This window comes from Pseudomonas sp. MF09150 (assembly GCF_059862355.1).
In genome coordinates, this window is sequence record NZ_JCBCUS010000004.1 from 511,345 (window position 1) to 538,043 (window position 26,699).

At 63.3% G+C, this 26,699-nt stretch carries 29 protein-coding genes and 1 tRNA gene; 18 read left to right on the top strand and 12 right to left on the bottom strand.

Annotated features, from left to right (window positions below; genetic code table 11):
• Window positions 1-40: 40 nt before the first annotated feature.
• Together AC19YX_RS18580 and AC19YX_RS18585 are read left to right on the top strand one after the other, a co-directional pair.
• A complete protein-coding gene (locus AC19YX_RS18580; protein ID WP_500606737.1) occupies window positions 41-1,498 on the top strand; it encodes an amidase in 1,458 nt (485 codons plus the stop codon).
• An 85-nt stretch (window positions 1,499-1,583) separates the two neighbouring features.
• Window positions 1,584-1,660, top strand: a tRNA-Met gene (locus AC19YX_RS18585).
• A gap of 154 nt (window positions 1,661-1,814) precedes the next feature.
• Here the strand turns inward: AC19YX_RS18585 and AC19YX_RS18590 are convergent.
• On the bottom strand, window positions 1,815-2,606 hold the full coding sequence (locus AC19YX_RS18590) for a response regulator transcription factor (protein ID WP_201127928.1): 792 nt from the start codon (window positions 2,604-2,606) through the stop codon (window positions 1,815-1,817).
• A 138-nt stretch (window positions 2,607-2,744) separates the two neighbouring features.
• Between AC19YX_RS18590 and AC19YX_RS18595 the strand changes: the two genes are divergently transcribed.
• Together AC19YX_RS18595 and AC19YX_RS18600 are read left to right on the top strand one after the other, a co-directional pair.
• Window positions 2,745-3,848, top strand: a complete 1,104-nt coding sequence (locus AC19YX_RS18595; RefSeq protein ID WP_078472459.1) for a polyamine ABC transporter substrate-binding protein — start codon at window positions 2,745-2,747, stop codon at window positions 3,846-3,848.
• 251 nt (window positions 3,849-4,099) lie between these two features.
• Window positions 4,100-4,450, top strand: a complete 351-nt coding sequence (locus tag AC19YX_RS18600; protein WP_238596188.1) for a hypothetical protein — start codon at window positions 4,100-4,102, stop codon at window positions 4,448-4,450.
• 150 nt (window positions 4,451-4,600) lie between these two features.
• Here the strand turns inward: AC19YX_RS18600 and AC19YX_RS18605 are convergent, their stop codons facing one another.
• From AC19YX_RS18605 to AC19YX_RS18615, 3 genes are all read right to left on the bottom strand, one after another.
• The gene (locus tag AC19YX_RS18605) at window positions 4,601-7,006 is read right to left on the bottom strand and encodes a TonB-dependent siderophore receptor (protein WP_500606738.1); all 2,406 of its coding nucleotides are present in this window, start codon (window positions 7,004-7,006) and stop codon (window positions 4,601-4,603) included.
• Window positions 7,007-7,101: 95 nt separating this feature from the next.
• Entirely contained in the window at window positions 7,102-8,085 is a 984-nt protein-coding gene (locus tag AC19YX_RS18610; RefSeq protein ID WP_500606739.1) for a FecR family protein, read from the bottom strand.
• Complete coding sequence (locus AC19YX_RS18615) at window positions 8,082-8,612, bottom strand: sigma-70 family RNA polymerase sigma factor (protein ID WP_020297670.1); 531 nt, start codon at window positions 8,610-8,612, stop codon at window positions 8,082-8,084. Before AC19YX_RS18615 ends, AC19YX_RS18610 begins: the two co-directional genes overlap by 4 nt.
• 199 nt (window positions 8,613-8,811) lie before the next feature.
• Here AC19YX_RS18615 and AC19YX_RS18620 point away from each other — a divergent pair, with 199 nt between their 5' ends.
• On the top strand, window positions 8,812-9,459 hold the full coding sequence (locus AC19YX_RS18620) for a glutathione S-transferase family protein (RefSeq protein ID WP_500606740.1): 648 nt from the start codon (window positions 8,812-8,814) through the stop codon (window positions 9,457-9,459).
• On the opposite strand, the gene AC19YX_RS18625 is transcribed toward AC19YX_RS18620, so the two are convergent.
• Window positions 9,456-10,880 (bottom strand): MFS transporter, encoded by a 1,425-nt coding sequence (locus AC19YX_RS18625; RefSeq protein ID WP_500606741.1) that lies wholly within the window; start codon window positions 10,878-10,880, stop codon window positions 9,456-9,458. The genes AC19YX_RS18620 and AC19YX_RS18625 overlap by 4 nt on opposite strands.
• Window positions 10,881-11,021: 141 nt before the next feature.
• On the opposite strand from AC19YX_RS18625, the gene AC19YX_RS18630 reads away from it, so the two are divergent.
• Together AC19YX_RS18630 and ggt are read left to right on the top strand one after the other, a co-directional pair.
• A complete protein-coding gene (locus tag AC19YX_RS18630; RefSeq protein WP_421548777.1) occupies window positions 11,022-11,942 on the top strand; it encodes a LysR family transcriptional regulator in 921 nt (306 codons plus the stop codon).
• 74 nt (window positions 11,943-12,016) lie between these two features.
• Window positions 12,017-13,852 (top strand): gamma-glutamyltransferase, encoded by a 1,836-nt coding sequence (gene ggt / locus AC19YX_RS18635; RefSeq protein WP_500606742.1) that lies wholly within the window; start codon window positions 12,017-12,019, stop codon window positions 13,850-13,852.
• Window positions 13,853-13,870: 18 nt separating this feature from the next.
• Here the strand turns inward: ggt and AC19YX_RS18640 are convergent, their stop codons facing one another.
• Both AC19YX_RS18640 and AC19YX_RS18645 read right to left on the bottom strand, forming a co-directional pair.
• Window positions 13,871-14,290 (bottom strand): hypothetical protein, encoded by a 420-nt coding sequence (locus AC19YX_RS18640; protein WP_078472466.1) that lies wholly within the window; start codon window positions 14,288-14,290, stop codon window positions 13,871-13,873.
• Window positions 14,291-14,593: 303 nt separating this feature from the next.
• The gene (locus AC19YX_RS18645; RefSeq protein WP_500606743.1) at window positions 14,594-15,520 is read right to left on the bottom strand and encodes a hypothetical protein; all 927 of its coding nucleotides are present in this window, start codon (window positions 15,518-15,520) and stop codon (window positions 14,594-14,596) included.
• A 654-nt stretch (window positions 15,521-16,174) separates the two neighbouring features.
• Here AC19YX_RS18645 and AC19YX_RS18650 point away from each other — a divergent pair.
• From AC19YX_RS18650 to AC19YX_RS18660, 3 genes are all read left to right on the top strand, one after another.
• Complete coding sequence (locus tag AC19YX_RS18650; RefSeq protein WP_500606744.1) at window positions 16,175-16,468, top strand: DUF3077 domain-containing protein; 294 nt, start codon at window positions 16,175-16,177, stop codon at window positions 16,466-16,468.
• A gap of 87 nt (window positions 16,469-16,555) precedes the next feature.
• Window positions 16,556-16,864: a type II toxin-antitoxin system HigB family toxin gene (locus AC19YX_RS18655; RefSeq protein ID WP_500606745.1), complete on the top strand. Its 309-nt coding sequence runs from the start codon at window positions 16,556-16,558 to the stop codon at window positions 16,862-16,864.
• Window positions 16,861-17,232, top strand: a complete 372-nt coding sequence (locus AC19YX_RS18660; RefSeq protein ID WP_078472470.1) for a helix-turn-helix domain-containing protein — start codon at window positions 16,861-16,863, stop codon at window positions 17,230-17,232. The genes AC19YX_RS18655 and AC19YX_RS18660 overlap by 4 nt, the downstream gene beginning before the upstream one ends.
• Window positions 17,233-17,243: 11 nt before the next feature.
• Here the strand turns inward: AC19YX_RS18660 and AC19YX_RS18665 are convergent, their stop codons facing one another.
• On the bottom strand, window positions 17,244-17,642 hold the full coding sequence (locus AC19YX_RS18665; protein ID WP_020297680.1) for a winged helix-turn-helix transcriptional regulator: 399 nt from the start codon (window positions 17,640-17,642) through the stop codon (window positions 17,244-17,246).
• A 121-nt stretch (window positions 17,643-17,763) separates the two neighbouring features.
• On the opposite strand from AC19YX_RS18665, the gene AC19YX_RS18670 reads away from it, so the two are divergent.
• The 3 genes from AC19YX_RS18670 (at window position 17,764) to AC19YX_RS18680 (ending at window position 20,244) form a co-directional block, all read left to right on the top strand.
• Complete coding sequence (locus AC19YX_RS18670; RefSeq protein ID WP_500606746.1) at window positions 17,764-18,765, top strand: zinc-dependent alcohol dehydrogenase family protein; 1,002 nt, start codon at window positions 17,764-17,766, stop codon at window positions 18,763-18,765.
• A 71-nt stretch (window positions 18,766-18,836) separates the two neighbouring features.
• A complete protein-coding gene (locus tag AC19YX_RS18675; protein ID WP_078472471.1) occupies window positions 18,837-19,553 on the top strand; it encodes a purine nucleoside phosphorylase YfiH/LACC1 family protein in 717 nt (238 codons plus the stop codon).
• A 118-nt stretch (window positions 19,554-19,671) separates the two neighbouring features.
• Complete coding sequence (locus AC19YX_RS18680; protein ID WP_201127944.1) at window positions 19,672-20,244, top strand: hypothetical protein; 573 nt, start codon at window positions 19,672-19,674, stop codon at window positions 20,242-20,244.
• An 18-nt stretch (window positions 20,245-20,262) separates the two neighbouring features.
• On the opposite strand, the gene AC19YX_RS18685 is transcribed toward AC19YX_RS18680, so the two are convergent.
• The 3 genes from AC19YX_RS18685 to AC19YX_RS18695 form a co-directional block, all read right to left on the bottom strand.
• Window positions 20,263-20,616: a gamma-glutamylcyclotransferase family protein gene (locus AC19YX_RS18685; protein WP_421548782.1), complete on the bottom strand. Its 354-nt coding sequence runs from the start codon at window positions 20,614-20,616 to the stop codon at window positions 20,263-20,265.
• Window positions 20,617-20,705: 89 nt separating this feature from the next.
• Entirely contained in the window at window positions 20,706-21,185 is a 480-nt protein-coding gene (locus AC19YX_RS18690; protein ID WP_500606747.1) for a GNAT family N-acetyltransferase, read from the bottom strand.
• A gap of 48 nt (window positions 21,186-21,233) precedes the next feature.
• Window positions 21,234-21,875 (bottom strand): LysE family transporter, encoded by a 642-nt coding sequence (locus AC19YX_RS18695; RefSeq protein ID WP_500606748.1) that lies wholly within the window; start codon window positions 21,873-21,875, stop codon window positions 21,234-21,236.
• Between the two features lie 138 nt (window positions 21,876-22,013).
• Between AC19YX_RS18695 and AC19YX_RS18700 the strand changes: the two genes are divergently transcribed.
• Together AC19YX_RS18700 and AC19YX_RS18705 are read left to right on the top strand one after the other, a co-directional pair.
• Entirely contained in the window at window positions 22,014-22,823 is an 810-nt protein-coding gene (locus tag AC19YX_RS18700) for an AraC family transcriptional regulator (RefSeq protein ID WP_078472476.1), read from the top strand.
• 80 nt (window positions 22,824-22,903) lie between these two features.
• On the top strand, window positions 22,904-23,299 hold the full coding sequence (locus AC19YX_RS18705; RefSeq protein WP_201127950.1) for a cupin domain-containing protein: 396 nt from the start codon (window positions 22,904-22,906) through the stop codon (window positions 23,297-23,299).
• A gap of 9 nt (window positions 23,300-23,308) precedes the next feature.
• On the opposite strand, the gene AC19YX_RS18710 is transcribed toward AC19YX_RS18705, so the two are convergent.
• Entirely contained in the window at window positions 23,309-24,709 is a 1,401-nt protein-coding gene (locus AC19YX_RS18710; RefSeq protein ID WP_078472478.1) for an MFS transporter, read from the bottom strand.
• A 96-nt stretch (window positions 24,710-24,805) separates the two neighbouring features.
• Here AC19YX_RS18710 and AC19YX_RS18715 point away from each other — a divergent pair, with 96 nt between their 5' ends.
• Genes AC19YX_RS18715 through AC19YX_RS18725 form a run of 3 tightly spaced genes read left to right on the top strand, consistent with a single transcriptional unit; the run spans window position 24,806 to window position 26,692 of the window.
• On the top strand, window positions 24,806-25,690 hold the full coding sequence (locus AC19YX_RS18715; protein ID WP_078472479.1) for a LysR family transcriptional regulator: 885 nt from the start codon (window positions 24,806-24,808) through the stop codon (window positions 25,688-25,690).
• Window positions 25,691-25,727: 37 nt separating this feature from the next.
• Window positions 25,728-26,120 carry a hypothetical protein gene (locus tag AC19YX_RS18720; RefSeq protein WP_201127952.1) on the top strand — a complete coding sequence of 131 codons (393 nt, stop codon included), beginning with the start codon at window positions 25,728-25,730 and terminating at the stop codon, window positions 26,118-26,120.
• A gap of 23 nt (window positions 26,121-26,143) precedes the next feature.
• The gene (locus AC19YX_RS18725) at window positions 26,144-26,692 is read left to right on the top strand and encodes a GNAT family N-acetyltransferase (RefSeq protein ID WP_500606749.1); all 549 of its coding nucleotides are present in this window, start codon (window positions 26,144-26,146) and stop codon (window positions 26,690-26,692) included.
• Window positions 26,693-26,699: the final 7 nt, after the last annotated feature.

Here is a 26,699-nt window from a genome sequence, read left to right on the forward strand (position 1 = left end):
CGGGGCGCTTTCTTCAAGTCGTCTACAAGGCAGCATCACCATGACTTCAAACCCCATCAGCGAACTGGTCCTGCTGCAGGCCCACGAACTCGCCGAACGCATCCGCCTGCGCCAGGTTTCCTGTCGCGAAGTGATGCAGACCTACCTGGCCCATATCGAGCGCTTCAACCCGGCGGTGAATGCGCTGATCAGCCTGCAACCGCCCCAGGCGCTGCTGGCCCAGGCTGACCTGCGTGACGCAGAGCTGGCACGCGGCGAATACCACGGCTGGATGCACGGCCTGCCCCACGCGATCAAGGACCTGTCGCTGACCCACGGTATTCGCACCACCCTGGGCTCACCGCTGTATGAAGATTTTGTGCCGCAGCGCGACGGCATCATGGTCGAGCGGATCAAGGCAGCCGGGGCGATCATCATCGGCAAGAGCAACACCCCGGAATTCGGCCTCGGCTCACAAAGCTACAACGCGCTGTTCGGCGCCACCGGTTGCGCCTACGACCCGAGCAAGACGGCCGGCGGCAGCAGCGGTGGTGCCGCCGCCGCACTGGCAATGCACCTGGTGCCGGTGGCCGACGGCAGCGACATGATGGGCTCGCTGCGCAACCCGGCGGCGTTCAACAATGTTTTCGGCTTTCGCCCGTCCCAGGGCCGGGTGCCGTTCGATGACAGCAGCGATCTGTTCTTCGACCAGCTCGGCTATGAAGGCCCCATGGCCCGCAGCGTGCGTGACGCCGCCCTGCTGTTGTCGGTACAGGCCGGCTTTGATGCCCGGGCGCCGCTGTCCATCGCCGAATCCGGAGCCGCGTTTGCCGAGCCCCTGGAGCGCGACCTGCGGGGCACGCGCCTGGGCTGGCTCGGTGACTTCAACGGCTACCTGCCGATGGAACCAGGCATCCTCGAACTGTGCCAAGCCACCTTCGCCGACTTCGAGGCCGTGGGCTGCAGCGTCGAGGCGGCCCAGGTCGACTTCGCCCCGGAGCAGCTGTGGGACAGCTGGCGCACCCTGCGCCACTGGCTGGTGGCCGGCTCCCTGGGCGCGGCCTACGCCGATCCGCTGAAACGCGCCCAGCTCAAACCCGAAGCCTGCTGGGAGGTGGAAAACGGCCTCAGCCTCAGCGCCAGTCAGGTGTACGCCGCTTCGGTCAGCCGCAGCCACTGGTACCGCGCCATCAGCCAACTGTTCGAGCGCTTCGACTTTCTGCTGCTGCCCAGCGCCCAGGTGTTCCCGTTCGACAAAACCATCCCCTGGCCACGCAGCATCCAGGGCGTGGCCATGGACACCTATCATCGCTGGATGGAAGTGGTCATCCCCGGCACCCTGAGCGGCTGCCCGGTAGCCAATGTGCAGGCCGGCTTCAATGCCGACGGGCTGCCCATGGGCCTGCAAATCATCGGCCGGCACCAGGCCGACTTCGCCGTGCTGCAACTGGCACACGCCTACGAACAGGCCAGCCGCTGGTTCCAGCGCTGCCCTTCGCCACTGCTGAGTCGGGGGTAATTGGATAAACGGTTGATAGCGTAGATAAATTTCTTACAAAAAGGCTTGACGCAATGTCGTTCTCCGCGAATAATGCGCGCCACTTGGCTACATAGCTCAGTTGGTTAGAGCATAGCATTCATAATGCTGGGGTCCGGGGTTCAAGTCCCTGTGTAGCCACCAAGTACTAAAAACGGCTTACCGCAAGGTAGGCCGTTTTTTTATGCCTGGAGAAAAGCCCTCGGCTGCTGAAGACGGTCCTGTAGTTTCCGGCCGCCTCTCTCTGCGCCACCGCATGCCGCAGTGCGAACGACGCCTGCCCTTGGAGGCGCCAGTCTCAACTGAGGGTGTGCCCCTCTTGCTTCGGCATGAAAAAACGCGCGAAGAGTTCGGACTGCGACTTGATATTGAACTTGGCGTAAATATTACGCCGATGAACCTTTATGGTTTCCGTGGACAGGGAAAGCTTGCCGGCTATCTCCTTGCTGGAGAAGCCACTCAGCAACAACTTGAGTACATCCTTTTCCCGCGCCGTTATTTGCGCACCCAACTGAGCAATGGTGTCCGACCACAGAGGGGGCTCGGTGATGTTTTTTTCCAGGCTGTTTTCAAACGACATGCGCTGATACATCAATGCAATTACCCAGGGCTTGATGATTTCAAGTGTCGCGATTTGCTCCTGGGTGAATCGAACGGTACTGCCAAATGAAACACACAATGTTCTATCCGCATCGAGTTGAACATTGTACTGCGCTTCATCGACGGAAATGTATTGCGCAAAGTACTGATGATAATACTCGGTCTCCAGAAAATGCTCCGGCGCAATATCGAGCATATGAAAGAAGCCACTCTGCGGATCTTCACGATTGGCAATATAAAAGGGGTCCAGCAAATAAAGACCTTTTACATAGCGATGGGTAAAGGCGTCCACCTCTTCGGCATCGGCCACTTCAGGCAGGCTAATGACCTGAACTTGCTGATCGCTGAAAATCAATACCACCCAATTATCTATCTTCACATACTCATTCAATACGCGAATAAGCGAGCTCCAGAACTCCGGACGGTCCAGTTGCATGATCAACTTTCCAATCGACCGGTGCCAAACCAGGTCATGAAGGTCGAGTGACATTGTCTACCCCTTTAGGGTTAGGAATTCATGGGTCAGAGGTAAGTATTTGTAGGTATTTACTATTCGACGATGCCGAGTATATTCAGCCCCTAGCTTACGATGGCCATGAGGGCCTATCGAGTTGACAGGGATAGTCATATGAGTAAGTCGCATTTGCGAGCTATTTTTTTAGCCTCGCTTTTCAGTGCCGGAATAAGCACATCCGTCAGTGCGGTAGAGCCCGCCGTACATCTGTACAACTGGTTCGGGTTACTGGCGCCGGAGACCCCCAAGGAGTTCGAGCGGGAGACCGGCACAAGAATCAATATGGATGCCTTTGACAGCGCCGAGATGATGCAGAGCAAGGTTATGGCGGGGCGCACCGGCTATGACGTGGTCGTGGCCACTTCCAATGTCTTGCCGGGCCTGATCGAGGCGGGCGTGCTTCAACCACTGGATCGCAGCCAACTGAGCAATTTGTCCCATATCGATCCAGATATCCTGGCCCTGCTCGCGGCCAATGATCCCGGTAATCGCTACGCGGTGCCCTACTTGTGGGGCACCACCGGTATTGGTTATGACGAACATAAGGTCAAGGCTGCACTGGGCGACAATGCCCCAGTAAATAGCTGGGACTTGATCTTCAAAGAAGAAAACATCAGCAAACTCAAGTCCTGTGGCGTGGCCATGCTCGACTCTCCCAGCGAGATCATTTCGATTGCCTTGAATTACCTTGGGCTCCCGAGCAACAGCAGAAATCCCGAGGATTATCAGAAAGCCCAGGCGCTGCTATTAAAAATCCGTCCTTACATTCTCTATTTCGACTCTTCCAGAATCGATGCCGACTTGGCGGATGGCAATATCTGCGCAGTCGTGGGCTGGGCCAATGGTGCCCTTGCGGCGCAGGCCATCAATGAGAAGTCCAACACGGGGCGCAAGATTGCCTACAGCCTTCCTCGCGAAGGCGCACTGGTCTGGTCGGAAAACCTGGTGCTGCTCAAAGACGCTCCGCACCCCAAGGAAGGCATGGCGTTTATCAATTACATGCTGCGCCCCAATGTTATTGCCAAGACTTCAAATCACACGCTGTACCCTAATGCCAATAAAGACGCCTCTGAGTTTGTTGAGCAGAAGTTGCGAGACAACCCCTGGATCTATCCAGACAAGAATACTATCGCCACACTTATTCCACTTGAGCCGCTGCCATTGAAATTGGAGCGAATTCGCACTCGCGTATGGACCAAGGTCAAGAGCGGCACTTGATCTGGCCTGGTTATTACTGATTGCGCCTCTGCTCCCTCACACGGCGTGAGGGACCAGGGGCTATATAAAAAATCAAAAGACTGCGCGGTGCAGTTAGTCATTGGCAGGCCGAGTACCACACTCGGCACAACTAAGTGACTATCCGCCGCTGTCGCGCGGTGGCCGGCGTTTATAGGCAGCACACGTAATCAGGCAGGGAGCAGCCGAATGACAACGGCGTTGTCACCGAGGTCCCAGGGAAGGAGAAAATCATGTGCCGAGGCGATTGCCAGCGCAACGTGGAGTCGGACGATTACAAAGCGTACAAGGAGATCGAAGAGCAAATCGGTCACTGCTCGCCCGAACAAGCCTGGGCCATGTATTACGTCTCGGCCGGGCTGGTGCGTGAGCACATCGCGCTGGCGGTGATGGAACACATCACCCGGGGCAACAAGGCGCTGCTGCTTGAATTCCCTGAACTGGCCCAGGCTGAAAAAGAGCGAACACGGGTCGAGCTCACCCGAATCAAAAACGTCTTCAGCGCCAAAGAGTCACCCATGGCTGATGAGAAACGCTTTCTGCAAACGGTCCAATCGCTGCACCGACGCCGTTATCAAGGCTGAGCAAGAGCACGTCGATCACCACTTGGCAGCCTCCCGGCAACCAGCCGGACGGGCAACGCCCGTTGTCGACGGGTGCCCGGGATCAACGCTGCGCGAGTCGGAGCGGGCCCGCCCATTATCGTGAACCCGCTGCATCGACGCTGGGTTTGGCTACATCGACCACTTCACAGTCAACATCAGGTTGCGCGGGTCACCGAACAGGTTGGCCCCGGCCGAGTTGCTGATGCTCTGGTAATAGCGCTTATCGAACACGTTGTTCATGTTCGCTTGTACTTTGAGGTTGTCGGTCAGGCGGTAGCTGGTCATCAGGTCGGTGATGCTGTAACCACCCTGCTTGACGTTGAAGCTGGTGTAGGTCCGGCTTTGCGACCTGAAGGCGCCCCCGACGGTCCACCTGTCCAATGCACCAGACAGTTGGTAACTGGTGGCCAGCTTGAACAGGTTGTAGGGGCTGTCGCTGTCGTAGCGATCGCCTTTCTGCGCCTGATCGACGCCCTTCACATACTCGGCCGCCGCGTAGGTGTAGCCGGCGGAGGCCTGCCAGCCCGGCGCCACCGCACCAGACAGCTCGAACTCGATACCCCGGGTGCGGACTTCGCCACTGGCCTCATAACAGGCGTCCTGGCCCTGCAGGCACTGGCTGAAGGCGAGGGATTTGGCCAGGTTTTCCTGATTGAGCTGGAAGATCGCCGCGCTGGCATTGAGTGCGCCGTCGAAGTACTCGGCCTTCAGGCCCGTTTCAAGATTGGTTCCGGTGACCGGCTCGAGAATCCCGCCCGATGAGTCTTCGTACTCTTGCGGATGAAAGATCCGGGTCCAGCTGGCGTACACCGAATAGGTGTCGTTGAGGTCATAAATCAACCCGGCATAGGGCGTCAGCTCACGGGTCGCCTTGTAGGGTTCGCCAAAGGCATAGGTGCCGGACACGGTTTTTATATCGTGCTCGTACCAGTCCAGCCGCGAACCGAGAATCAGCTTCAGGTCATCGCGCAGATTGAAGCGCAGCGCCGCATAGGTGCTGGTCTGATCCACCAGCCCCTTGCGCGACCAGTTGTAGACGATCTGCGGCTTGGGCACCGCCTTGTAGTCAAAATTCAGCGGGTCGACGAGGTAGTTGAAGTTCTCGTCCGGGCCGCCGCCAGGCCCGTCATGGGTGTCTTCGCGGCGATAGCTGGCACCCACCACCAGTTCATGGGTTGCGCCGAACAGGCTGAAGGGCCCGCGGGCATATCCATCGATGCTTTTCTGAGCGTGCTCATAGCTGTAGCGACCGGCGTTGAGATGCAGGGTGTCGGTGGCGTCACGGTAGAAACTGCCTCCGAGCATTTCCAGGTTGCTCTTGAGCCACGTGGTGTTGACCCGCAGCTTCCAGTCGTTATCGAAGCGATGCTCGACTTCGGCGAACAGGCTCTGGTTCTTTTTATCCCAGTAGGTCCAGGTCGGCGTCAGTCGGGAGGAACGGCTCAGGGGCAGGAAACCGCCGTCGACCTGGGTCGGCAAACCATTCCAGTCTGCACCGGGATTGTCCTCGCGGTTGTAGTAGCCGCCCAGGGTCAGGGTGGTGGCTTCGGACAGGTCGAACTCGCTGATGCCGTACAGCAACTGGCGCTTGCTGCTGTAGGAGTCCGTGAAGCTGTTTTTGTCCTGGAAGGCCGCGACCACCCGACCGCGGACAGTCCCGGCCTGGTTGAGCTTGCTGCTGGCGTCGATCTCGGTCCGATAGTTGTCCCAGGAACCGGCCCCGGCGGTGATCGATACCTGCGGCTCGACAGTCGGGCGCTTGCGCACCAGGTTCAAGGTCCCGGAAGGGTTGCCCGAGCCCACCATCAACCCCGAGGCGCCGCGTACCACTTCCACGCGGTCGAACATGGCCAGGGTCGAGGTGCCCAGGGTGTCGCTGTCGTAAGCGATGGGCAGGCCGTCGATCATGATGTTTTCGACGGCGCTGCCGCGGGAGTAGAACTCCGGGCGCTCGCCACCGGTTCGGCGCAGGGTCAGGCCGGGGGTGTTGGTGGAGATGTCCTCCAGGCTCTGCATATTCTGGTCGTCCATGCGCTGGCGAGTGACGACGGTCACTGACTGCGGCGTTTCCCGTGCCGAGGCCTGAAACTTGGTGGCGCTGCTCATGCTGCCCGTGGTGTAGGAACCGGTGTTCTCGGTCACCTCGCCCAAGGCCTGGCCAACCACGCTGGTGGCCCCCAGTTGCAGCGTATCGCCGCTGACTGCGGGCTCCAGAGTCAGGGTGCCATTGGCGGTGACTCGCAGTTGCAGGCTGCTGCCCCGCAGCGCCTGCTGCACCGCGGCTTCGGGGCTGAAATCACCACGCACCGCGGCACCGCTCTTGCCGCGCACCAGGGCCGGGTCGGCGACGATACTGCGAGCACTTTGCCGGGCGACCTGGCGCAGGGTCTGTTCCATCGGGCCGGGCGCGATGTCGTAGTGGGCAATGGCCTCGGCAGCAGTGGCCGCCTGGCTGGCCAGGGCCGTGGCAGCGCCGGTGCACGCCAGGGCGATGGCCGTGGCCAGGGTGGCGGGACGCAAGAATGTCGGACACATGTTCAAGGGGTTCCTCGCTGAAATGAGTGGGCACTTGCTGATATGTCCAGCCAGTTGGAAAAAGCCCTCATCCCATCGAGATTTTTTTGCAGGGGTCACGCAAGGTCGATCAGGGTCAGCGGACCGTATTGGCTGACCGTGATTGGCAGCACCTGCGCCAGCGATTGCAGGGCACGGTCACTGTCGTCCAGGCTGAACACGCCGAAGACCCGCAGACGCGACGCCGCCTCGGATATCCGCAGCAGGCCATAGCGATAGGGCCGCAGCGCCTCGATCACCGAGCCTAGCGATTCATTTTCAACCTCGAGCCGGCCGGTGACCCAGGCATCGGTCTGGTGCTGATTACCCGGCAGGGCCAGCAGCCGGTCGTGGGAAAAACGCAACGCCCCACCCTCGTTTACCAGCGCCTGCTGGCCGACGAGATTGGTCACCCGAACGCTGTGTTGCTGCACGCCGACCAGGCTTTCCTGTTGCAGTTGGCGCACGCTGAAACACGTACCCAGCGCCTGCACCGAGCCCTGGGCCGTCACGACCTGCAATGGCCGCAGCGGGTCGGCCGCCACCTGGATCCGCAACTCGCCCTGATGCAGGCGCAGACGGCGCGCCGTGGCGCTGAAGTCCAGATCCACCGTAGTCCGTGCGTTCAACAGCAACACGCTGCCATCGGGCAGGGTCAGTTGCTTGCGTTCGGCGGTGCCGCTGTAGATATCGCTCACCAGCCCCTGTAACGGCATGCGCCGCTGGAGCGTGATCGAAGTGCCCAGGCCAAGGAGCAGCGCCAACGCAGAGCCATTGCGCAACAGGCGCCGGCGTTCGAGGGAGACACCCGAAGAACGCAACGCCTGGGTCGCGGCGCGCGCACTGCCGGGCAGCGAGCGGTCAGCCTGCACCACCGGCGTGAACGCCGGAGCCAGCGCGCCGTTGAGGGATTCCCAGGCCAGACGATGGCCGGCATCGGCCGCCAGCCAGCCTTCGAACGCTGCTCGGTCACGGGCTTTGGCGCTGCCGGAATCCAGAAGCACCATCCAGTCGATGGCGGCTTTCAGGACTGGCGTCAGTTCAGCATGGGAGCGGCTCATGCCGGGCTCGATCCCATCTGGACCAGGTAGCACTGAGTCACCGCGCGTTTTATCCAGCGCTCGATGCTGGCCACCGATGCCCCCAGCTCAGAGGCAATCTGCTGATGGGTCATGCCTTCCAGACGGTTGAGCAAAAACGCGTGGCGCACCCGGGCCGGCAAACCGTCGAGCATGGCGTCGATGGACTCGAGGGCTTCACGCAACAGCGCCAACTCCTCCTCGGACGGTGAGCAATCTCCCGGCAGGCTGGCCAAGGCCTGCAAGTAGCTGCGCTCCAGCTCGCCGCGCCGCCAGAACGTGCACAGCACCCGCTTGGCGATCACGCACAAAAATGCCCGGGGCTCCTCTATCTGTTCAAGCCTGGAGGACTTCCAACTGCGCACAAACGTGTCGTGCGTCAGGTCTTGCGCATCGGCATGGCAATCCAGGCGCCGGCGCAGCCAGCGTTCAAGCCACTGATGATTCTGCGCATACAGAAGCTGGAAAGGATCTTGGGGAGGAGCGCGAAAGTCGGCCATGCGAATCATGCACTAATGGTAATTGTTCTCATTCTTGTTGTTTGGATGTCAATTTGCAAGGCGCGAGTATCAGCACCCCGCCGATCCACCTCAGTCTGTGCTCAAGCCTTGCGCTGTCACCGCCCCCTGTTCAAGATCGCTGGCGTTCCTGGGCAGGCACTGCTGCCAGGACGGTTCGACATCAATGGGCGCTCAAGGAGAGTTGGCAATGCTTCAAGTATGGGGACGCCGCAGCGCGTTCAATGTGCAGAAAGTCATGTGGCTGATCGGTGAACTGGGCCTGGCCCATGAACACATTCCCGCCGGCGGCAGCTTCGGGATCAAGGAAACACCGGAATTCCTGGCCATGAACCCCCACGGCCGGGTCCCGCTGATCAAGGACGGCGAGACCGTGGTCTGGGAGTCGCACGCGATCCTCAGGTACCTGGCGGCCACTTACGGCGCAACGGCACTCTGGAGCGACAACCCGGAGCAGCGCTCAGTGGCCGATCGCTGGATGGACTGGGCCCAGTGCAGCCTGCAAACCACCTTTATCAACGGGGTGTTCTGGGGCGGGTTTCGGACCCCGCAGGAGCAGCAGGACAGCGTGGCGCTCAAGGCCAGTGTCCAGCGCTGCGCCGAGCATTTTCAGTTGCTCGACCAGGTGTTGAGTCAGCAACCGTTCCTGGGCGGCAACGAGTTCTCCCTGGCGGACATCCCGGCAGGCACAAACCTGTATCGCTACTTCGAGCTGGAGATCGAACGCCCTGTCATCCCCAACGTCGAGGCCTGGTACGCCCGCCTCCAGGAGCGCCCTGCCTACCGCGAACACGTGATGATTCCCTTCGCCGAGATGCGCGGAAAGCTCGACTTCTAACCCCCATAATCGGCACGACTGGCCCCTGGGGAGCGCTGCGACCAGCGCGCAATAACCAGGGCCATGAGCAGTAACCCCGTGGCCACGGCAAAGCTGACCCGCAGGCCGTGGCTCATGGCATCGGGCGCACTCGTACTCAGCTCGGAGGCAGATGACGCCAACGCAAACACCGCACCGATGACGGACGCACCGCTGATCAGCCCGAGGTTGCGCGACAGGCTGAGCAAGCCGGACATCGCGCCGCGCTGATCGGCCTGGACGTCCTGCATCACCGCGGTGTTGTTGGCCGCCTGGAACAGTTGATAACCCGGGGTCAGGATCACCAGCCCGGCCACATACCCGACGACGCCGAACAGCGGTGCCAGCACGCTCAGCGCAACCGCCCCGGCGAGCATGCCGAACAACCCGAGCACCACACCCCGGGGCGCCCCCAGTTGGTCGACGACGCGCCCCGCCGGCACCCCGCTCAGTGCTGAAACCACCGGCCCCATTGCCATCACCGCACCGACCACGGCCAGGTCGAGCCCCAGCCCACGGCTGAGATAAAACGGCCCGACCACCAGCGTCGCCATCATCACCGTCGACACCAGGCCATTCATGAGCAGGCTGGCGCCGAGCAATGGCTCGCGAAACAACGCCAGGCGAATCAACGGTGACGCCACCCGGCCCTGCCCCCAGAGAAACAGCCCGCCGGCGAGTGCCGCCGTAAGCAGCAGCGCGGCATTGCGCCAATCGAAACGGCCGTGCCCGAGGGTTGTCGCCAGGGCATAAGCCGCGAGTGCCAGGGCCAGCAGCAAGGTACCGCTGTAGTCAAAACCGACCGGCCCAGCCTCGGCGCGTGGGCGATCGGCCGGCAGGTAACGGTAGGCCAGGGCCAAGGCCAACAGGCCCAGGGGCAGATTGAGCACAAAGATCGCGCGCCATCCCAGCCAGGCAATCAGCACGCCGCCCAGGGCCGGGCCCAGAGCTGTGCCGATCGCCGACATGCTCCCCAGCAGGCCCATGGCGCTGCCGGTTTGCGCCTTGGGCACGCTGTCGCCCACAAAGGCCATGGCCAGCGCCATCATGATCGCCGCCCCCAGGCCCTGGATCGCCCGCGCACCGAGCAACCACCCCAGGTTCGGCGCCAGGGCGCACCCGAGGGAGGCCAGCGTGAACAGGGCAATGCCCGCCAGCAACAGGCGCCGGCGTCCCATCAGGTCACCAAGGCGGCCGACGCTGACGATCAAGGTGGTGATGGCCAGCAGGTACGCCAGGACAACCCACTGCACCTGCTGGAAAGACGCCTCGAACGCCTGGGCCAGGGCCGGCAGGCCGACATTGGCAATGCTGGTGCCGAGGGAGGACAACAGCATCGACAGTGACAGGCTGGCGAGCACCCCGCGCAGCGCAGGCTCCGGTTGGGCAATGATCGGCTTCACGCTGTGCTCCCTTTTTGAGCGCCGCACAATGCAGCTGGCAACAGGGTATGGCCCGCACTGACAAGGCGGAAGACGCAGCATTTGCACTTCAGGTGTGCACCAGACGCCATACCTCGATCCCGCCTGTGCTAACGTCGCTGCATGTCAAAACCCGACCTCAACCTGCTGTTTACCCTTGATGCCCTGCTCGCCGAAGGCAATGTCACGCGCGCTGCCCAACGCCTGCACCTGAGCCCGTCGGCCATGAGCCGGGCCCTGGCGCGCCTGCGTGAAACCACCGGCGATCCGCTGCTGGTCCGGGCTGGGCGCGGGCTGGTGGCCACACCGAGGGCCCTGGAATTGCGCGAGCAGGTCAGCCGCCTGCTGCAAGAAGCACAAGCCGTGTTGCGCCCCGTCGAACAGCTGGACCTCAAGCGCCTGGTGCGCAGCTTCACCCTGCGCACCAGTGACGGCTTTGTCGAAACCTTCGGCCCAACCTTGATCGCCCGCATCAGCCAGGAGGCACCCGGGGTGCAACTGCGCTTTGTGCACAAGCCCGACAAGGACAGCACGCCCCTGCGCGACGGCACGGTCGACCTGGAGACCGGCGTGGTGGGTCAAACCACTGCGCCCGAACTGCTGACCCAGGCCTTGTTCCGCGACCGTTTTATTGGCGTTGTGCGCCAGGACCATCCCTTGACCCGGGGGGCGATCACCCCGGCGCTGTATGCGGCTGGGCGGCATATCGGCGTCTCGCGGCGTGGTCAGGACAAAGGGCCGCAACAGATCGAGCACGCCCTGCACACCCTTGGCTTGCAGCGCCAGCAGGTGGCCATCGTCGGCGGCTTTGCCAGTGCCCTGGCGCTGACCCGTGGCGACGACCTGATCGCCACCGTGCCTGAACGGCATACCGCCACCCTGCGCACGGGCCTGCACAGTTTTGCCCTGCCGCTGGTTTTGGCGCCGATCACCGTGTCCATGCTCTGGCACCCACGGCTGGACGCCGACCCGGCCCATCGCTGGCTGCGCGCCTGCCTCCGGGAGATCTGCGCAGAGCCCACCGCAACCGACATCCCCGCCTGAACAGCCGGCCGCCCACTGCTGTACATTGCCGCCACGGACGACACATCATTTTCCCAGTGAACGGAGTTCAACGCGTGTTTTCGATCTTCCATCCGCGTCATAGCCGGCTTACCACCCTCTCGCTGATAGCCGCCGCCCTCACCCTCAGTGCCTGCAACAACCCGCCTCCCAGCACCGCCCTGCCCGCGGCCCCGGAAATCGCCTCGGGCTACCGCAGCGACCTGCACACCCGGTATGCCGACCAGCACATGGCCGCCGCCGCCAACCCGCTGGCAGCACACGCCGGGCGCGAGATCTTGCGCCAGGGCGGCTCGGCCATCGACGCGGCAATTGCCATGCAAGCCGTGCTGACCCTGGTGGAACCGCAGTCTTCGGGCATCGGCGGCGGCGCGATGATCGTGCTCTGGGACGGCAAGGCGGTGCGCACCTACGACGGCCGGGAAACCGCACCGGCCGGCGCCAGCGAAAAACTGTTCCTGCAAGCCGACGGTCGCCCCATGCCCTTTCCCAAGGCGCAGATTGGCGGACGTTCGGTGGGCACCCCGGGCGTCTTGCGAGCCCTGGAACTGGCCCATCAACAACACGGCCGTCTGCCCTGGGCCCAATTGTTTGAGCCGGCTATCCGCCTTTCTGAACAGGGCTTCCCGATCTCCCCGCGTCTGCACGGCATGATCGTGGCCGACCCTTATCTGGCGCAGTCGCCGGACATGGCCGGGTACTTCCTCAACAGCGACGGCAGCCCTAAGGCCGTGGGCACTCTGTTGCACAATCCAAGGCTGGCGGCGGTGCTGAAACGCATCGCCAAGGAAGGTCCGAATGCCCTGTACCAGGGCCCGATCGCCGAGGAAATCGTGGCCAAGGTCCAGGGCCACGCCAACCCCGGCAGCCTGTCGCTCGACGATCTGCAAGGCTACCGCGCCAAGGAGCGCGCGCCGCTGTGCAGCGACTACAAACGCTGGCAGGTGTGTGGCATGCCGCCGCCGTCGTCCGGTGGCATCGCCGTGGCGCAGATCCTCGGCACCTTGCAGGCGCTGGAGGCACGTGACCCGCGCTACGCCCTGGCGCCGCTCAAACCGGTGAAAACCAACCTGCCGGCCGGCCTCGAACCGGCGCCGCAAGCGGTGCATCTGATTGCCGAAGCCGAACGCCTGGCCTACGCCGACCGTGGCCTGTACGTGGCGGACAGCGACTTCGTGCCGGTGCCGGTGGCCGGCCTGGTCGCCCCCGGTTATCAGGCCCAACGCGCGGCGCTGATCGGCGAGCGCAGCATGGGCCTGGCCCAGCCAGGCAAGCCGCAGGGGATTGAAGTGGCGTACGCCCCGGACCGTTCTCCGATGCGTATTTCCACCTCGCAAGTGGTGGCGGTGGATGACCAGGGCGGCGCGGTGTCGATGACCACCACCGTGGAAGCCGCCTTCGGTTCGCACCTGATGGTCCAGGGCTTCATGCTCAACAACCAGATGACCGACTTTTCCTTTATCCCCGAAGAAAACGGCCAGCCGGTGGCCAACCGCGTGCAGCCGGGCAAACGTCCGCGCTCGTCCATGGCCCCGACCCTGGTCTTCGATCGCGCCAGCGGTGAACTGCTGGCCACCGTCGGCTCCCCCGGTGGCTCGCAGATCATCGAGTACGTGGCCAAGTCGGTGATTGGCATGCTCGACTGGAACCTCGACCCGCAAGCCGCCATCAACCTGCCCAACTTCGGCAGCCGCAACGGCCCCACCGAACTGGAGCAAGGCCAATTCACACCGGCCCTGAAACAGGCGTTGCAGGCCAAGGGGCACGCAGTGAACGAGATCGACATGACCAGCGGCACCCAGGCCATCGTCCGCGTGCGCGACGCCCAGGGCAAAGCTTCATGGGCCGGCGGAGCCGACCCACGGCGTGAGGGTGAAGCGTTGGGGGATTGAGCCGAAACTGAAAGGGGCCTACTGCGCAGTAGGCCCTTTCATCGCCGAAGCATCACGCACGGCCAGATCGAACACCGCAAGCACCACGGCAATCGATACCCAGGCCGTCGCCCAGCACTTGATGAAGATCCAGGCAAAAGTCAGCGCCGACAGGCCATAGGGCGAGCCCATGACACCGGCGAACATCAGGGTCAGGTACAGTTTTGCGCAGTACAGCAAGGCGAACAGCGTGGCGCCCCAGGAAGCGCAAAACACCAGCGACCCCATTCGCCCCCGCGATTCATTCGACGTCTTGTGCCGACGGACAATAAAAGCCGCCGCCAGGGCTCCAAGCCCGGTGTACACCGCCAGTTCGAACAGGCTGCTTATACCCACCATCAGAATGGCCAAGGCCTCAAGTGCACCAAAGGTGCCCACCAGTTTCATATCCAGACGCATCGTGCGGGCTACTCCATTGCCGTGCGGGAGCGCCGCGCCACCGCGCAAACGCCCCCAAAATACCGGGACCTGTGGGTGTACAGATCACAGCACTCCCATGAATGAGCGGCCAGGGTGAACCTGTGCTCGCGGGTTATCAACCGTTCCTAGGCATTTAAAATCAGCGCAGTTTGAAGGGGTTGGGACGTGCTGCGAACAGCGAGTCGGCCACGAGCTGTTGGGGCGTGCATTGATCTCAACGCCGGGCGCACGGGAGGAACGCAAAGCGTTTCATCATCAATAGCGCCGAAACACACCTGGCCCTCAGCGCGCCCCCAAAACCCTGACGCGCAACACCCGCGCATCCAGCAAACCCAACAGGGTCGCCACGGTGAAAAAAACCACGCCCATGGCCTCGGCCAATTCCGGCAGCAGCGAGCGCTGTATCACCTCGACAAAAGTCCAGGGGAAGTCGGAGAAAGCCAGCACCAGGGTCCGGCACGCAATCACCAGTGCGGCAAACAGGCAGGCCGCCGCCAGGGCGCAGAACAACACCGAGGGCCACAGGGGCTGATCGGCGCAGCGCGGTGCAGAAACCCGCCGAGTGAGGCACACCGCGCCCAGGGTGGCGATACAGGTGGTGAGTACAAGGCCCGTGCGCTCCAGGCCCCACAGCACATTGCCCAGCACCATCAGCGCGGCCAGCACAAAGAACAGCGCGACAAAGTGTTTATCGCGCCTGGACACCCGTCCCAAGCCGGGGAACCAGGCGCTGCGGCGACCGCCGATGGACGCCAGTGAACTGCCGTCGCCGGCGAAATGCAGCGGCACCCGGGGTTTGCTTTCAGGCTCGGCCACCGGGGCGCCCATGACCTGCGGATCGAACCAGGCCAGCGCGCCGCCCACCGTCAGCAGGCTGATGCTCCAGCCCTTGATGAAGGTCCAGCCCAGGTCCAACTGCGGTGCCGGGAAGCGCGCGCCACTGCGGGCGTTGACCACCAGGTCCAGGTAGAGCTTGGCGCTGTACAGAGCCGCAAACAGCGTGGCTGCAACCAGGGCGCACCCCACCACACTCGGCCAGCCAGGCGCCCGCAGGCGGCGGCTTTTGTGGCGAGCAGTGATCAGCGCCGCCAGCAAGGCCCCAAGGCCACTGAACAAGGCAATATCGAACGGGCTATAGACCGGCAACAGCAGCAACGTCAGGGTTTCAATCAGGAAAAAAACCAGCAGCAGCTGGATATCGTGACGCATCGTACAAGCAACTCCTTTTGCCTGGAGGGGCGGTTCAACACCCTTGGAATTAGCCGATATCGCGCAGCGCAAAGGCAAGATGCGCAACAGGGCGCGCATCCTAGCCTTGAGTGGGCGGCGCAGGCAAAAAAGAAATGTGTCATGAGCGATCAACACGCAACACCTGTGGCGAGGGAGCTTGCTCCCGATGGGGCCGCGCAGCGGCCCTAAAAAGCGGACTGCTTCGCACCGGCCCACCGGCGGCCCCATCGGGAGCACGCTCCCTCGCCACAGGGTACTTTTCGCTTGTTCGATCACTGAAGTGTCAGAGCCTTCTCAAACCATTTCCTGCCAAAAACAACATTTCCAACTGCACCGTCACAGAATGTCGCAGCTACGCCGCTGCAGCGCGGCCCTGGGCCATTATTCTCCGTCCGTCGCTGCCCAATCAGCGACCGGGCTTGGCGGCCCGCCCACGAAAGGCGCAACAGCGCCAATAACACGATTGCAGGCGCTTTTTTTGTGCCCGCTTTTCTGTGTCATGGCGGATTGCGCAGGGACCCCTTCGGGGGTGCCGGTTCCTTTCGTGCCGGTCCGCCAACCTTGTGCAATCCGCCACCCTAACCTGCTTGGCGGCAGGCGGTGGAGGTTCCCAACACGAAAGGAGTCGTCACCATGAACCACACCCCAGCTCCGTCCCCTACGCTCACCACCCTCGGCGATATCGCCTTTGCCGACTGGGGCGAACACCCCCACCCGCTGTTTCGGGTCAATGCCGATGTGCCCGCAGCCGATGCCCTGGCGCATGCCTCGGCGCTGCTACATCTGGCAAAACAGTTCTCTCTGGAAGCCGCCTTGGAACCCCAGGTCGACCGCTATGCTTGGGCAGCACATTACTTGGGAGAGATGGCCAGGGCAGCGATGGATGATGTGCACGCTGCGCTAGCGGCGGCGTCTGAACGGCGCTGACCCAAGACGGGCAGAACCCTCTGCCCGTCCATCGCCTACTCTCCCCATTGACTTGTTTAGGTCCCGGGATGGGACTAGGATCCCGCCATGAGAATTATCGCCATCAATCATTTGAAGGCCTTCTGGGAGAAGCACCCCGATTCGGAACAAGCCTTCCTGGCCTGGATTGACGAGGCAAAAACCGCCCACTGGTCCACCCCTGTGCAAATCAAGGAACAGTACCGCAGCGCCAGCATTCTCAAAAGCCGCAGGGTCGTGTTCAACATCAAAGGTAATGACTACCGGCTGGTGGTCGCCGTGGCCTACCGCTTCGGCGCCCTCTACATAAAGTTCGTCGGCACCCATGCGCAGTACGACGCCATCGACGCCGACCGCATTGATATGGAGCAAGCATGAATATTCGCCCTATTCACACCGACCAGGACTACCGCGCGGCGCTGAAAAATGTGTCGCCATTTTTTGATGACGAGCCCACCCCCGGTACCCCTGAAGGCGATTACTTCGACGTGATGGTGACCCTGATCGAGGCCTATGAGGCCAAGCACTTTCCAGTCGACCTGCCGAACCCGATCGAGGCCATCAAGTTCCGCATGGAACAGTCGGGATTGTCGGTGGCCGACCTGGTACCCGCCATCGGCCGTACCAACCGGGTGTACGAAGTGCTCAATGGCAAGCGCGCGCTGACCCTGCCGATGATCTGGAAACTGCACCAGCTGTTCGGTATCCCCGCGCAAAGCCTGATCAAGCCGGTCAAACCGGTGTAATCCCCCCGCGTTCACATGGCCTGTGCAGCCCCCATCCGCTCACGGTTATGCATCAACTCATCCAGCGCATCGGCATTCTCGTCAGCCCACGAATACAGGGCCCTCAAGGGCTCGACAAAGCGCCAGCCCAGGGGCGTGAGGGCGTACTCCACCCGCGGTGGCATGTCCTGCAATACGGTACGGGCCACTGCGCCATCGCGCTCCAGCTCGCGCAAGGTCTGGGTCAGCATTTTCTGGGAGATGCCCGGCATGCTGCGTTGCAACTGGCTGCTGCGCGAGGCTCCGAAGCTCAGGCAGTACAGGACCATCGAGGTCCACTTGGTCGACAGCAGCGTATGAATGCGCCGTGGTGGGCAGGTTTCTTCGACGATCAGGGGACCGGCTACAGGAACGTAAGTGAGATCGCTCATGGTGACTTCCGCAGGTCTTGGGCACTAAAAAGTGCCTGATTTACAGTCAGGCACCGGCGACCAATAATTCTACCCATCCACGGCGGCGATCACCGCCCCGTCATTGATTCGAGGTTTGACCATGTCCCTGCCCACCACCATGCGCGCCTTGGTGCTGCACGATTACGCCAGCGGCCGCTTCAGCGAAAGCCAGGTGCCGCTGCCCCAGGCCGGTCCCGGCGAAGTCCTGGTGCGGGTAGTCGCCAGCGGGGTCAACCCGATCGACTACAAGATCCGCACCGGCAACGCGCCGTACGCCATGCCGGAACTGCCGGCGATCATCGGCACCGACCTGGCGGGCGTGGTCGAAGCCGTGGGGGCCGGCGTCAGCCAATTCGTTGTCGGCGATGAAGTCTATGGCCTCACCGGCGGTGTTCGTGGCCTGCAAGGCTCGTTGGCCGAATACGCCGCGGTGGACGCCCGCTTGCTGGCCCATAAGCCAAGCACCCTCAGCCTGCGAGAAGCGGCGGCCATGCCCCTGGTGTTCCTCACGGCCTGGGAAGGGCTGGTGGACCGGGCCAAGGTCGGCGCCGGGCACAAGGTGCTGGTGCATGGCGGTGCCGGTGGCGTAGGCCATGCAGCGGTGCAGATTGCCCGCTCCCTGGGGGCCGAGGTGTTCGCCACCGTGTCGGCCGGTAAAAAGCACATTGTCGAAGGCTACGGCGCGACCACCATCGACTACCGCACCCAGGGCGTCGCCGATTACGTGACGGCCCACACCGCAGGGGCCGGGTTCGATGTGATCTACGACACCGTCGGCGGTGCCAGCCTGGATGACTCGTTTGCCGCCATCGCCCACTACGGCCATATCGCCAGTTGCGCCGCCTTTGGCCAGCATGGGCTGGCAGTGGGTTCGCTGCGCTGCATGACCCTGTCCGGGGTATTTGTCCTGCTGCCCATGCTCAGCGGCAACGGCCGCGCCCATCACGGTGACATCCTCAAGGCGGCGGCGCAGATGGTCGAGCAAGGCCATTTCAAACCGCTGCTGGATGCCCGGCGCTATACCCTAACCGAGGCCCACGCCGCCCACGATGCCGTCGAGCAAGGCACGGCCGTGGGCAAGGTGGTGATCGATATCGCCTGACAGCTCCCGCCACGACAGGCTGGATCCCGCTATGCTCTGCCTCCTCTTTGTATGGAACAGAGCAACCGGCCATGAGTTTTCCCGCAGCCATCCTGAGCCAACTGCCGGGCATCGAACATGACTTCGCCGCAGTCGATGCCCCGCGACCCGCGTCGTTGTTCTTCTGCGCCCAGGCTCACACCGCCACGGTGATTGAAATCGACGAGAGACAGCCCGCCGGAGTGATCGAGGCCGACGCGGTCTTCACTCGCAGCCGGCGCCCCATTGCGGTGATTACCGCCGACTGCCTGCCGCTCCTGGTCGCCTCCGCCGACGGCGCACTGGTGGCGGCCATTCATGGCGGCTGGCAGGGTTTGCAGCGCGGCATCATCGGCCATACGTTACAGCGCCTTGAAGCAGAGGGCGTTTCACGCCAGCAGTTGAGGATTGCCATCGGCCCCGCGATCAAGCCGTGCTGCTATGAAGTGAGCCCCGGGTTTATCGCCACTCTGGAAGCGACCCAGGGGCATCTTTGGCAAGGCACACAACCGCCCTGGTTCGACGCTCAACCCCAGCCGCAACGGGCTCCAGCCATAGCACCGCCACCACCGACGCAGGCGGGCAGCCTGTGGTTTGACCTGAACCGCTACGCCCTCCTGCAACTGCACGCCGAAGGCGTCGCGTCGGAGCAAGTCGCCGTCAGCCCATCGTGCACTTATTGCTCCACCCAAGCCCTGGCCAGCTACCGCCGTCGAAACCATCGTGGGGAAGCCAAGGCCTTTCAGTATTCATGGATCCAGCGAGCCTGATACCCAAGGTTCAACTTCGCACCACCGAACAGAGGGTGACCCGTCGCAATAGCGCCTGTGCTTCGCGCGACGGCTGCGCTAACGTTGCACATTTTCCAGATCACCACAGGGAGTGAACGTGTCCGATAACCTTTATTCACCGCCACAGGCGCCGCTGCTGCACACCCCAGTGCAGGAGCAACAAGCTTTTTACGTGGTGTCACGGGGCAAGTTCCTGACCCTGTTCGTACTGACGTTTGGCCTGTACCAGTTGTTTTGGGCCTATCAGAACTGGCGCCAGTTCAAACAGGCCACCCAGCAGCCGATGTGGCCCATGGCGCGGGCGTTTTTTGCGATTTTCTGGACCCACGCCCTGTACCGCGAGGCCGATGCCTGGATCAAGCAAAACGGGCGCAGCCACCCTTGGCGGCATGCAGAACTGGCGACCTGGTTTGTATTGCTGGCGATTGCGAGCAAGGTGCTCGATGCCATGGTCAGAAAGAACATCGGCGCGCCGCTGCTCGACATCATCAACCTGGCGCTGATTCCGCTGCAGGCCGTGGTGACCTTCGAAGGCCAGCGCGGGCTGAATGTCGCCGGCGGCGACCCGCAAGGCCAGAGCAACGCACGCTTCACGCCCATCAACTACGTTTTTATCGTGATCGGCGTGGTGCTCTGGCTATTGGTGGCGGTGGGCCTGCTGGTCACCTAGCAGACCCACTGCCGGGCCTTACGCGCTGACGTAGACCCAGGCTTGAATCCCGGACTGCAACGCCACGCTGACGCGTTTGTAGTCCGCCACTTCGTAGCTGTCCGCGGCGGCCAGCTCCTGCGGGGTGATTTGAAACACGGTGCCCGGGATCGGCGCACTGGCCGCGCTGCCCGGACGCAGGATCGGGTGATGGGTCTTGCCGCTGGCAGCCAGCACTTGCGGGTCGGTGATTTCCACCCAGGCCTGGTCATAGCCCAGCATGGCGTCGGCGCTGCCGTTCAACTCGCGGCCGAAGTTGGCGATCTGTACGGCTTTGTCTTGCAGGGTGCCATAGGAAAACAAGTGAACCGTTGCTTCTGTTGCCACGCTCATCGGTACCTCCTGAATAGATAACACTGTGCCTCAAGGGCGTTTTTCCAACCCGGGCGCGGGGCACTGCTGACCCGCGCCCGTTACCGGATTCAAGCCGAGGCGTAACGCAGGTGGATCAAGGCGACGCGCTCGTCCAGCTTGTTTTTGCGGGCTTCAATGGCGAACGGCACAAAGCCCAGTTTCGGGTACAGCAGCAGTCCGGCGACGTTGCTGTTGAAGCACGACAGAGTGACCTCGGCGGCCTGGTGTCGACTGCGGGCGATCTCAATCATGTGCAGGATCAGCGCTGCACCGACACCGGTTCCGCGGGCCTCGGGGTCGACGATGACGTTTCCTATGGTGCAGGTGCCCTGCGCTTCCCAGAGGTAGAAGTTGGCGAAACCCACGACCTGGCCATCGCGCTCGATCACTGTTGAATCACTGCGCTTGGCGATGGACTCGCGCAACTGCTCGTGGGTCAGCGGCCAATGGGCGGCCGGGAAGAAAAAGAACAGGTCCTGCTCGGTTTGGGCAAAGCTGCAAACCCGTGGAATATCCCGTTCTTCTGCCGCGCGGAAGGTGAAGCTCATGCTCTGTCTCCTGACATCAAGGTCCTGCCATTACGCCAACTCGCTGCCTCAGCGGCTGGTCACCAAATGGGCGCCGAACAGCATGTAGCAACTGCCGGCAAAACGTTCCAGCCACTTGCGTGAGCGGCCATACGCCCCGGCCACGCGGCTGCTGGCAAAAAACAGCGCCACGCTGCAATACCAGCAGAACGACAGCGACGCCATGGTCAGCACCGCCAGGGCCAGCAGCTGCGGTGGCAGTGTCGCCGGCATCGAGGTGGCAAAAATAGTGGCGACAAACAGCGCCGACTTGGGGTTGGTCATGTTGCCCAAAAAGCCCAGGCGGTAGGCCGAGAACAGGCTGCGCGTCGGCTCGTGCGGCAGGCCATTGGCGTCGACCGCGACGGCCGGTTTACGGCGAAACTGCTTGAGCCCCAGGTAGATCAGGTAGCAGCCGCCAGCGATCTTGAACGCCAGGTACAGAGCCGGCGCCGCGGTGAACAGCGACTTGATCCCCAAACCGCCCGCCAGGCCCCAGAGCACGGTGCCGCTGGCCACGCCCAGGGCGGCGAACAGGCCGTGGCGCCTGGAGCAACTGGCCGCAAGCTGCGCCGTGGTGAAGAAGTTTGGCCCCGGGGTGATGACCGCAACGGTCCAGAGCAACGCCAGCGACAGCAAGGGAGCCGCGTAGATCAGGTGTGGGAGCTGCATGAGCCAACCGCCATGACAGGAGAAGGGAGAGCACGTTCTACTCCACTCCGGGGCAGTGGATCAACCGGTATGCCGGCTGACAGCGCTGGCGCCTTGGGTTAACGTGCGTTCCTTGCCCCTGCTACCAAGACCGCTCCAATGGCCAAGCCAACGCCCCCGACCGACTGGGTTCACCGCGCTCCCCCTGCCCAGGGGCTGGAGCGCATCGAGGCGTTTTTTTCGGGCCATGGCTACGACCCTCATCGGCATGACACCTACGCCATCGGCCGGACCCTGGCCGGTGTCCAGAGTTTTCAGTATCGCGGCGGTTGGCGGCACAGCCTGCCAGGCGCCACCATGGTCCTGCACCCCGACGAGCTGCATGACGGCGAAGCCGGGACCCAGGAAGGTTTTCAGTACCGGATGCTGTATGTCGAGCCGGCGCTGATCCAGCAGATCCTCGGCGGCCAGCCGCTGCCCTTCATCAAGGACGGCCTGTCCAGCGACCCGCGGCTGGCCGCCGCCACCGACACCTTGCTGCGCAGCATGCACAGCCCCCTCGACCCGCTGGAACAGCAAGACGCGCTGTACGACCTGGCCCAGGCGCTGAATGCGGTGTCCGGCGTGCCGCTGCAACGTCAGCGCTTCGATTACCTGGCGGCGGAACGTGCCCGCGAACTGATCCACGGTGCCCTCGAGCGCAGCGTCACCCTCGACGAGCTGGCCGAGCACAGCGGCCGCGATCGCTGGAGCCTGTCGCGGGACTTTCGCCTGTTGTTCGGCACCAGCCCCTACCGCTACCTGACCATGCGCCGCCTGGATCTGGTGCGCGCCCTGTTGATGCAGGGCCAGTCGCTGGTCAGCGCGGCGCTGATGGCCGGCTTCACCGACCAGAGCCACATGACCCGCCAGTTCAGCAAGACCTACGGCCTGCCCCCGGCCCGCTGGCTGAAAATGCACGGCCGCTGAGCCACGCACAATCGTACAAGAAGCGCAAAAGACCGCTGGCTACTCTGGGCGCTCAAGAATCAATTGCCCGGAACCCCGCCATGACCACGACCACCAATCAAATCTCGACCCTGCCCTACCAAAGCCTGAACTTCGCGCAGAAGCACAGCCTGTTCAGCGAACACTGGCAAGCCAAGGTCATCGCCGAAATGAACGACTACCAGTTCAAGCTGGTAAAGCTGCTGGGGGATTTCATCTGGCACGACCACCTGGACACCGACGAGACCTTCATCGTCCTCGAAGGCCAGTTGCGGATCGACTTTCCCGATGGCCAGGTGTTCGTCAACCCGGGGGAGATGTTTGTCGTGCCCAAGGGCCTCAAGCACAAGCCGTTTGCCGAGCACGAAGTGAAACTGCTGCTGATCGAACCCAAGGGCGTGCGCAATACCGGCCATGAAGGCGGCGAACGCACCGCCGCCAATGACGTGTGGATCTAAGCCCCGCGCTCAGTTGCCTTGCGCTGCACCCACGGGCGCAGGCGCTGGCTGCGGACTCAATGCCAGCAGCGCGCCCAACAATGCCAGCAGCGCACTGACCCCCACCGCCAGTTGCAGGCCGTAGGCCAGGCCGCCGTCGACGCTGACGGTGTTGGCCAGGGACACCAGCAACGCCAGGCCCAGGGCGCCGCCGATCTGCTGGCTGGTGGAGGCCATGCCCGCCGCCACGCCCTGTTCGCCGGCGGCAATCCCCTGCCCGGCCGAGACCCACATTGCGGTCCAGGTCATGCCCTGGCCGATGCTCAGCACGATCACCCCGGGCAACAGGCTCCAGTAACCAGCCCCCGTGGGCAGCGCCAGGTACACCAGGCCGATGCCCAGGGCGCCAGCCAGCAACCCGCTGACCAACGTACTGCGCAGGCCGAACCGCAGCAGCGAGCGCTCGGCCAGCCAGATGCCAAAGGTGCAGACCAGGGTCGAGGGCAAGAACGCCAGGCCGCTGTTCAATACGCTGTAGCCATAGACCTGTTGGAAATACAGGGTCAGGAAGTAGTACTGCACGCCAAAACTGCTCATGAACAACGCGGTCTGGACCATGGCCATGCACAGCGAGCGGTGCCTGAGCAGGCGCAACGGCATCAGCGGATCGCGGCCCCGGTGCTCGATCCAGGCGAACAGCCCGAGCAAGGCCAGGGCCAGCCCGAGACAGCCCAGGGTGGCCGGCGCCGTCCAGCCCCACTCCGGCCCCTGGACGATGGCGAACACCAGCAGGGTGCCACCCAGGGTCACGCTCAGCGCGCCGGGCAAATCGAACTGCCGCCCACGGGCGCGTCGCCCATCGGCCGGGATCCAGCGCCGGGCCAGCAAGGCGCAGGCGCCCGCCAGGGGCACGTTGACCAGAAATACCGCTTCCCAGCCCCACCACTGCGTGAGTACACCGCCGAGCAGCGCCCCCAGGGCCAGCCCCGCAGCCGACGCCGCGCTCCACACGGCAAAGGCCCGGTTGCGCGCCGGGCCTTCGGCGTAGTGGCTGTTGATCAGCGCCAGGGTTGCCGGGAACAGCATCGCCCCGCCCACGCCCTGCACCGCCCGCGCCAGCACCAGCAACAGCGCGCTGCCGCCCAGGCCGCCCGCCAGGGACGCCAGGGCATACAGCGCCTGGCCGATGATGTAGAAACGGCGCTTGCCCAGCAGGTCCGATGCACGCCCACCCAGCAGCAGGAAGCCGCCAAACGCCACGCTGTAGGCACTGACCACCCACTGCAACTGCTGCGCGGAAAACCCCAGCTCCTGGCCAATCTCCGGCAAGGCGATAAATACGATGGTGGCGTCCAGGGCGATGATCAGTTGCGCCGTGGCCAGCAGCAACAGCATCCAGCCCGAAGGCTTGGCCGCAGGAGAAGCGGGCATGGGGGAAATCCTTGTGTGGAAAAAGCGGCGGCCAGTGTCATTGATGCGCGTTAAATGATAAATACGCTGCACACGCTTTCAGTAATGACTTAAATCATGGATCTCAATGCCGTTCGCCTGCTGGTGCGGGTCGCCGAAACCCGCAGTTTCACCCGTGCCGCCGGCGACCTGGGGCTGACCCAGTCCGGGCTGTCCCGGGCTATTTCGCGCCTTGAGCAGCAACTGGGGGTGCGCCTGTTGCAGCGCAATACCCGCAGCGTAAGCCTGACCCCCGATGGCCAGGTGCTGGTGGAGCGCGCCGCGCCGCTGCTGGCGGAACTGGCCCACACCGAACACCTGCTGCTGGACCGCCGCGACTCGCCCACCGGGCTGCTGAAAATCAGCACCCCATCGCTGTTCGGGCGCAAGGTGGTGATGCCGCTGATCGGCCAGCTCACCGCGCGTCACCCCGAGCTGTGCATCGAGGCGGTGATGACCGACCGCCTGGTGGACATCATCGACGAGGGGTTCGATGCGGTATTGCGCACCGGCGAGATCCAGGACCAACGCCTGATCGCCCGCCCGTTGCCGGCCCTGCACTGGGTCACCGTGGCCGCGCCGGACTACCTCGCGCGCCACGGCACCCCGCAGACCCTGGAACAATTGCAGCAGCACAACTGCCTGAGCGTGCGTAACCTGCGCAGCGGGCGGCTGGTGGATTGGCAGTTCATGCAAGGCGGCAAGCTGCGTGAGGTCAGCGTGCCCAGTCGCTTGATCTTCGACATCGGCGATGCCCTGGTGGAAGGCGTGCTGGGCGGCTTCGGCATTGCCCAGGTCATGAGCTTTGCGGTCGACGACGCCTTGGCCGACGGTCGCCTGGTGCCGATCCTCGAAGGGTTTTCCGGGTGCAGCCGCAGCCTGTCGCTGGTCTATCCACCCTCGCGCCAGTGCGCGCCCAAGCTGCAGGCCTTTGCCCGGGCCCTGGGCCTCGCGGCCTGCTGAAACCTCGCTGCACTGTTATTCAACCAAGGAGAGTTCAATGGTCCGCGCCACCCTGATTGCCACCGATGGCCCTTACCTGGAAGCGTGCCTGGAGGTGCAAGGTCAGCGCTTTATCGTCATGGATGAGTTCAGCGTCAGCGCCGAGACCATGCCCCAGGTCGGCGACCGCTTCGACTTCGAGTTCTCGGCCGAGCTGGACGAAAACCAGTCATGGGCGCAGATATTTTCCCCCGAGCACCCGCAGCGCCAGGGCCTGGAGCACCTCGATGGCTGGCGTTACCAGGCCTACGGCCGGATCGTCAGCGTCGCCCCGGTGGTGGTCGACTGTGCGGTGCTGCAGGTCGAAGATGTGGTGCGCTCCAGCGACCCGGCACTGATCGGCGAATACGTGGCGTTCACCATCACCCGGCTGGGCGGCTATCTCGCGTGAATCCCCCTCGACAAGGACCTTGCGTGAACAACTTTCCCACCCGCGAAACCCCGCGCCTGCTGCTACGCGAACTGACGCCGCAAGACGCGCCAAGGCTGCTGGAAATGTATGGCGACGCCCAGGCGATGCAATGGCTGGGCAGCGACCCGCTTAACGAGTTGGCCCAGGCCCAGGCGCTGATCGAGACCTTCGCCACCTGGCGCCAGCAAGCCACGCCCGGCACCCGCTGGGGCATCGAATGCCGGCAGGACGGTCAGTTGCTCGGCGACTGCGGTTTGTTCAAATGGAGCCGCGAGTACCGCAGCTGCTTTGTGGCCTTCGCCCTGGCCCCCGACGCCAGGGGCCGGGGGGTCATGGGCGAAACCTTGCGGACTGTCCTGGCCTGGGGCTTTGCACAGATGCAGTTGAACCGCGTGCAAGCCCTGGTGCACCCGCAGAACCAGGCGAGCCTGCAACTGCTGGAGCGCCTGGGGTTCGAGCAGGAAGGCCGATTGCGCGAGGCGGGGTACTGGGCGGGCCGGCATCATGACCTGCTGCAACTGTCGCTGCTGCGCCGCGAGTTCAGGCCCTGATCACGGC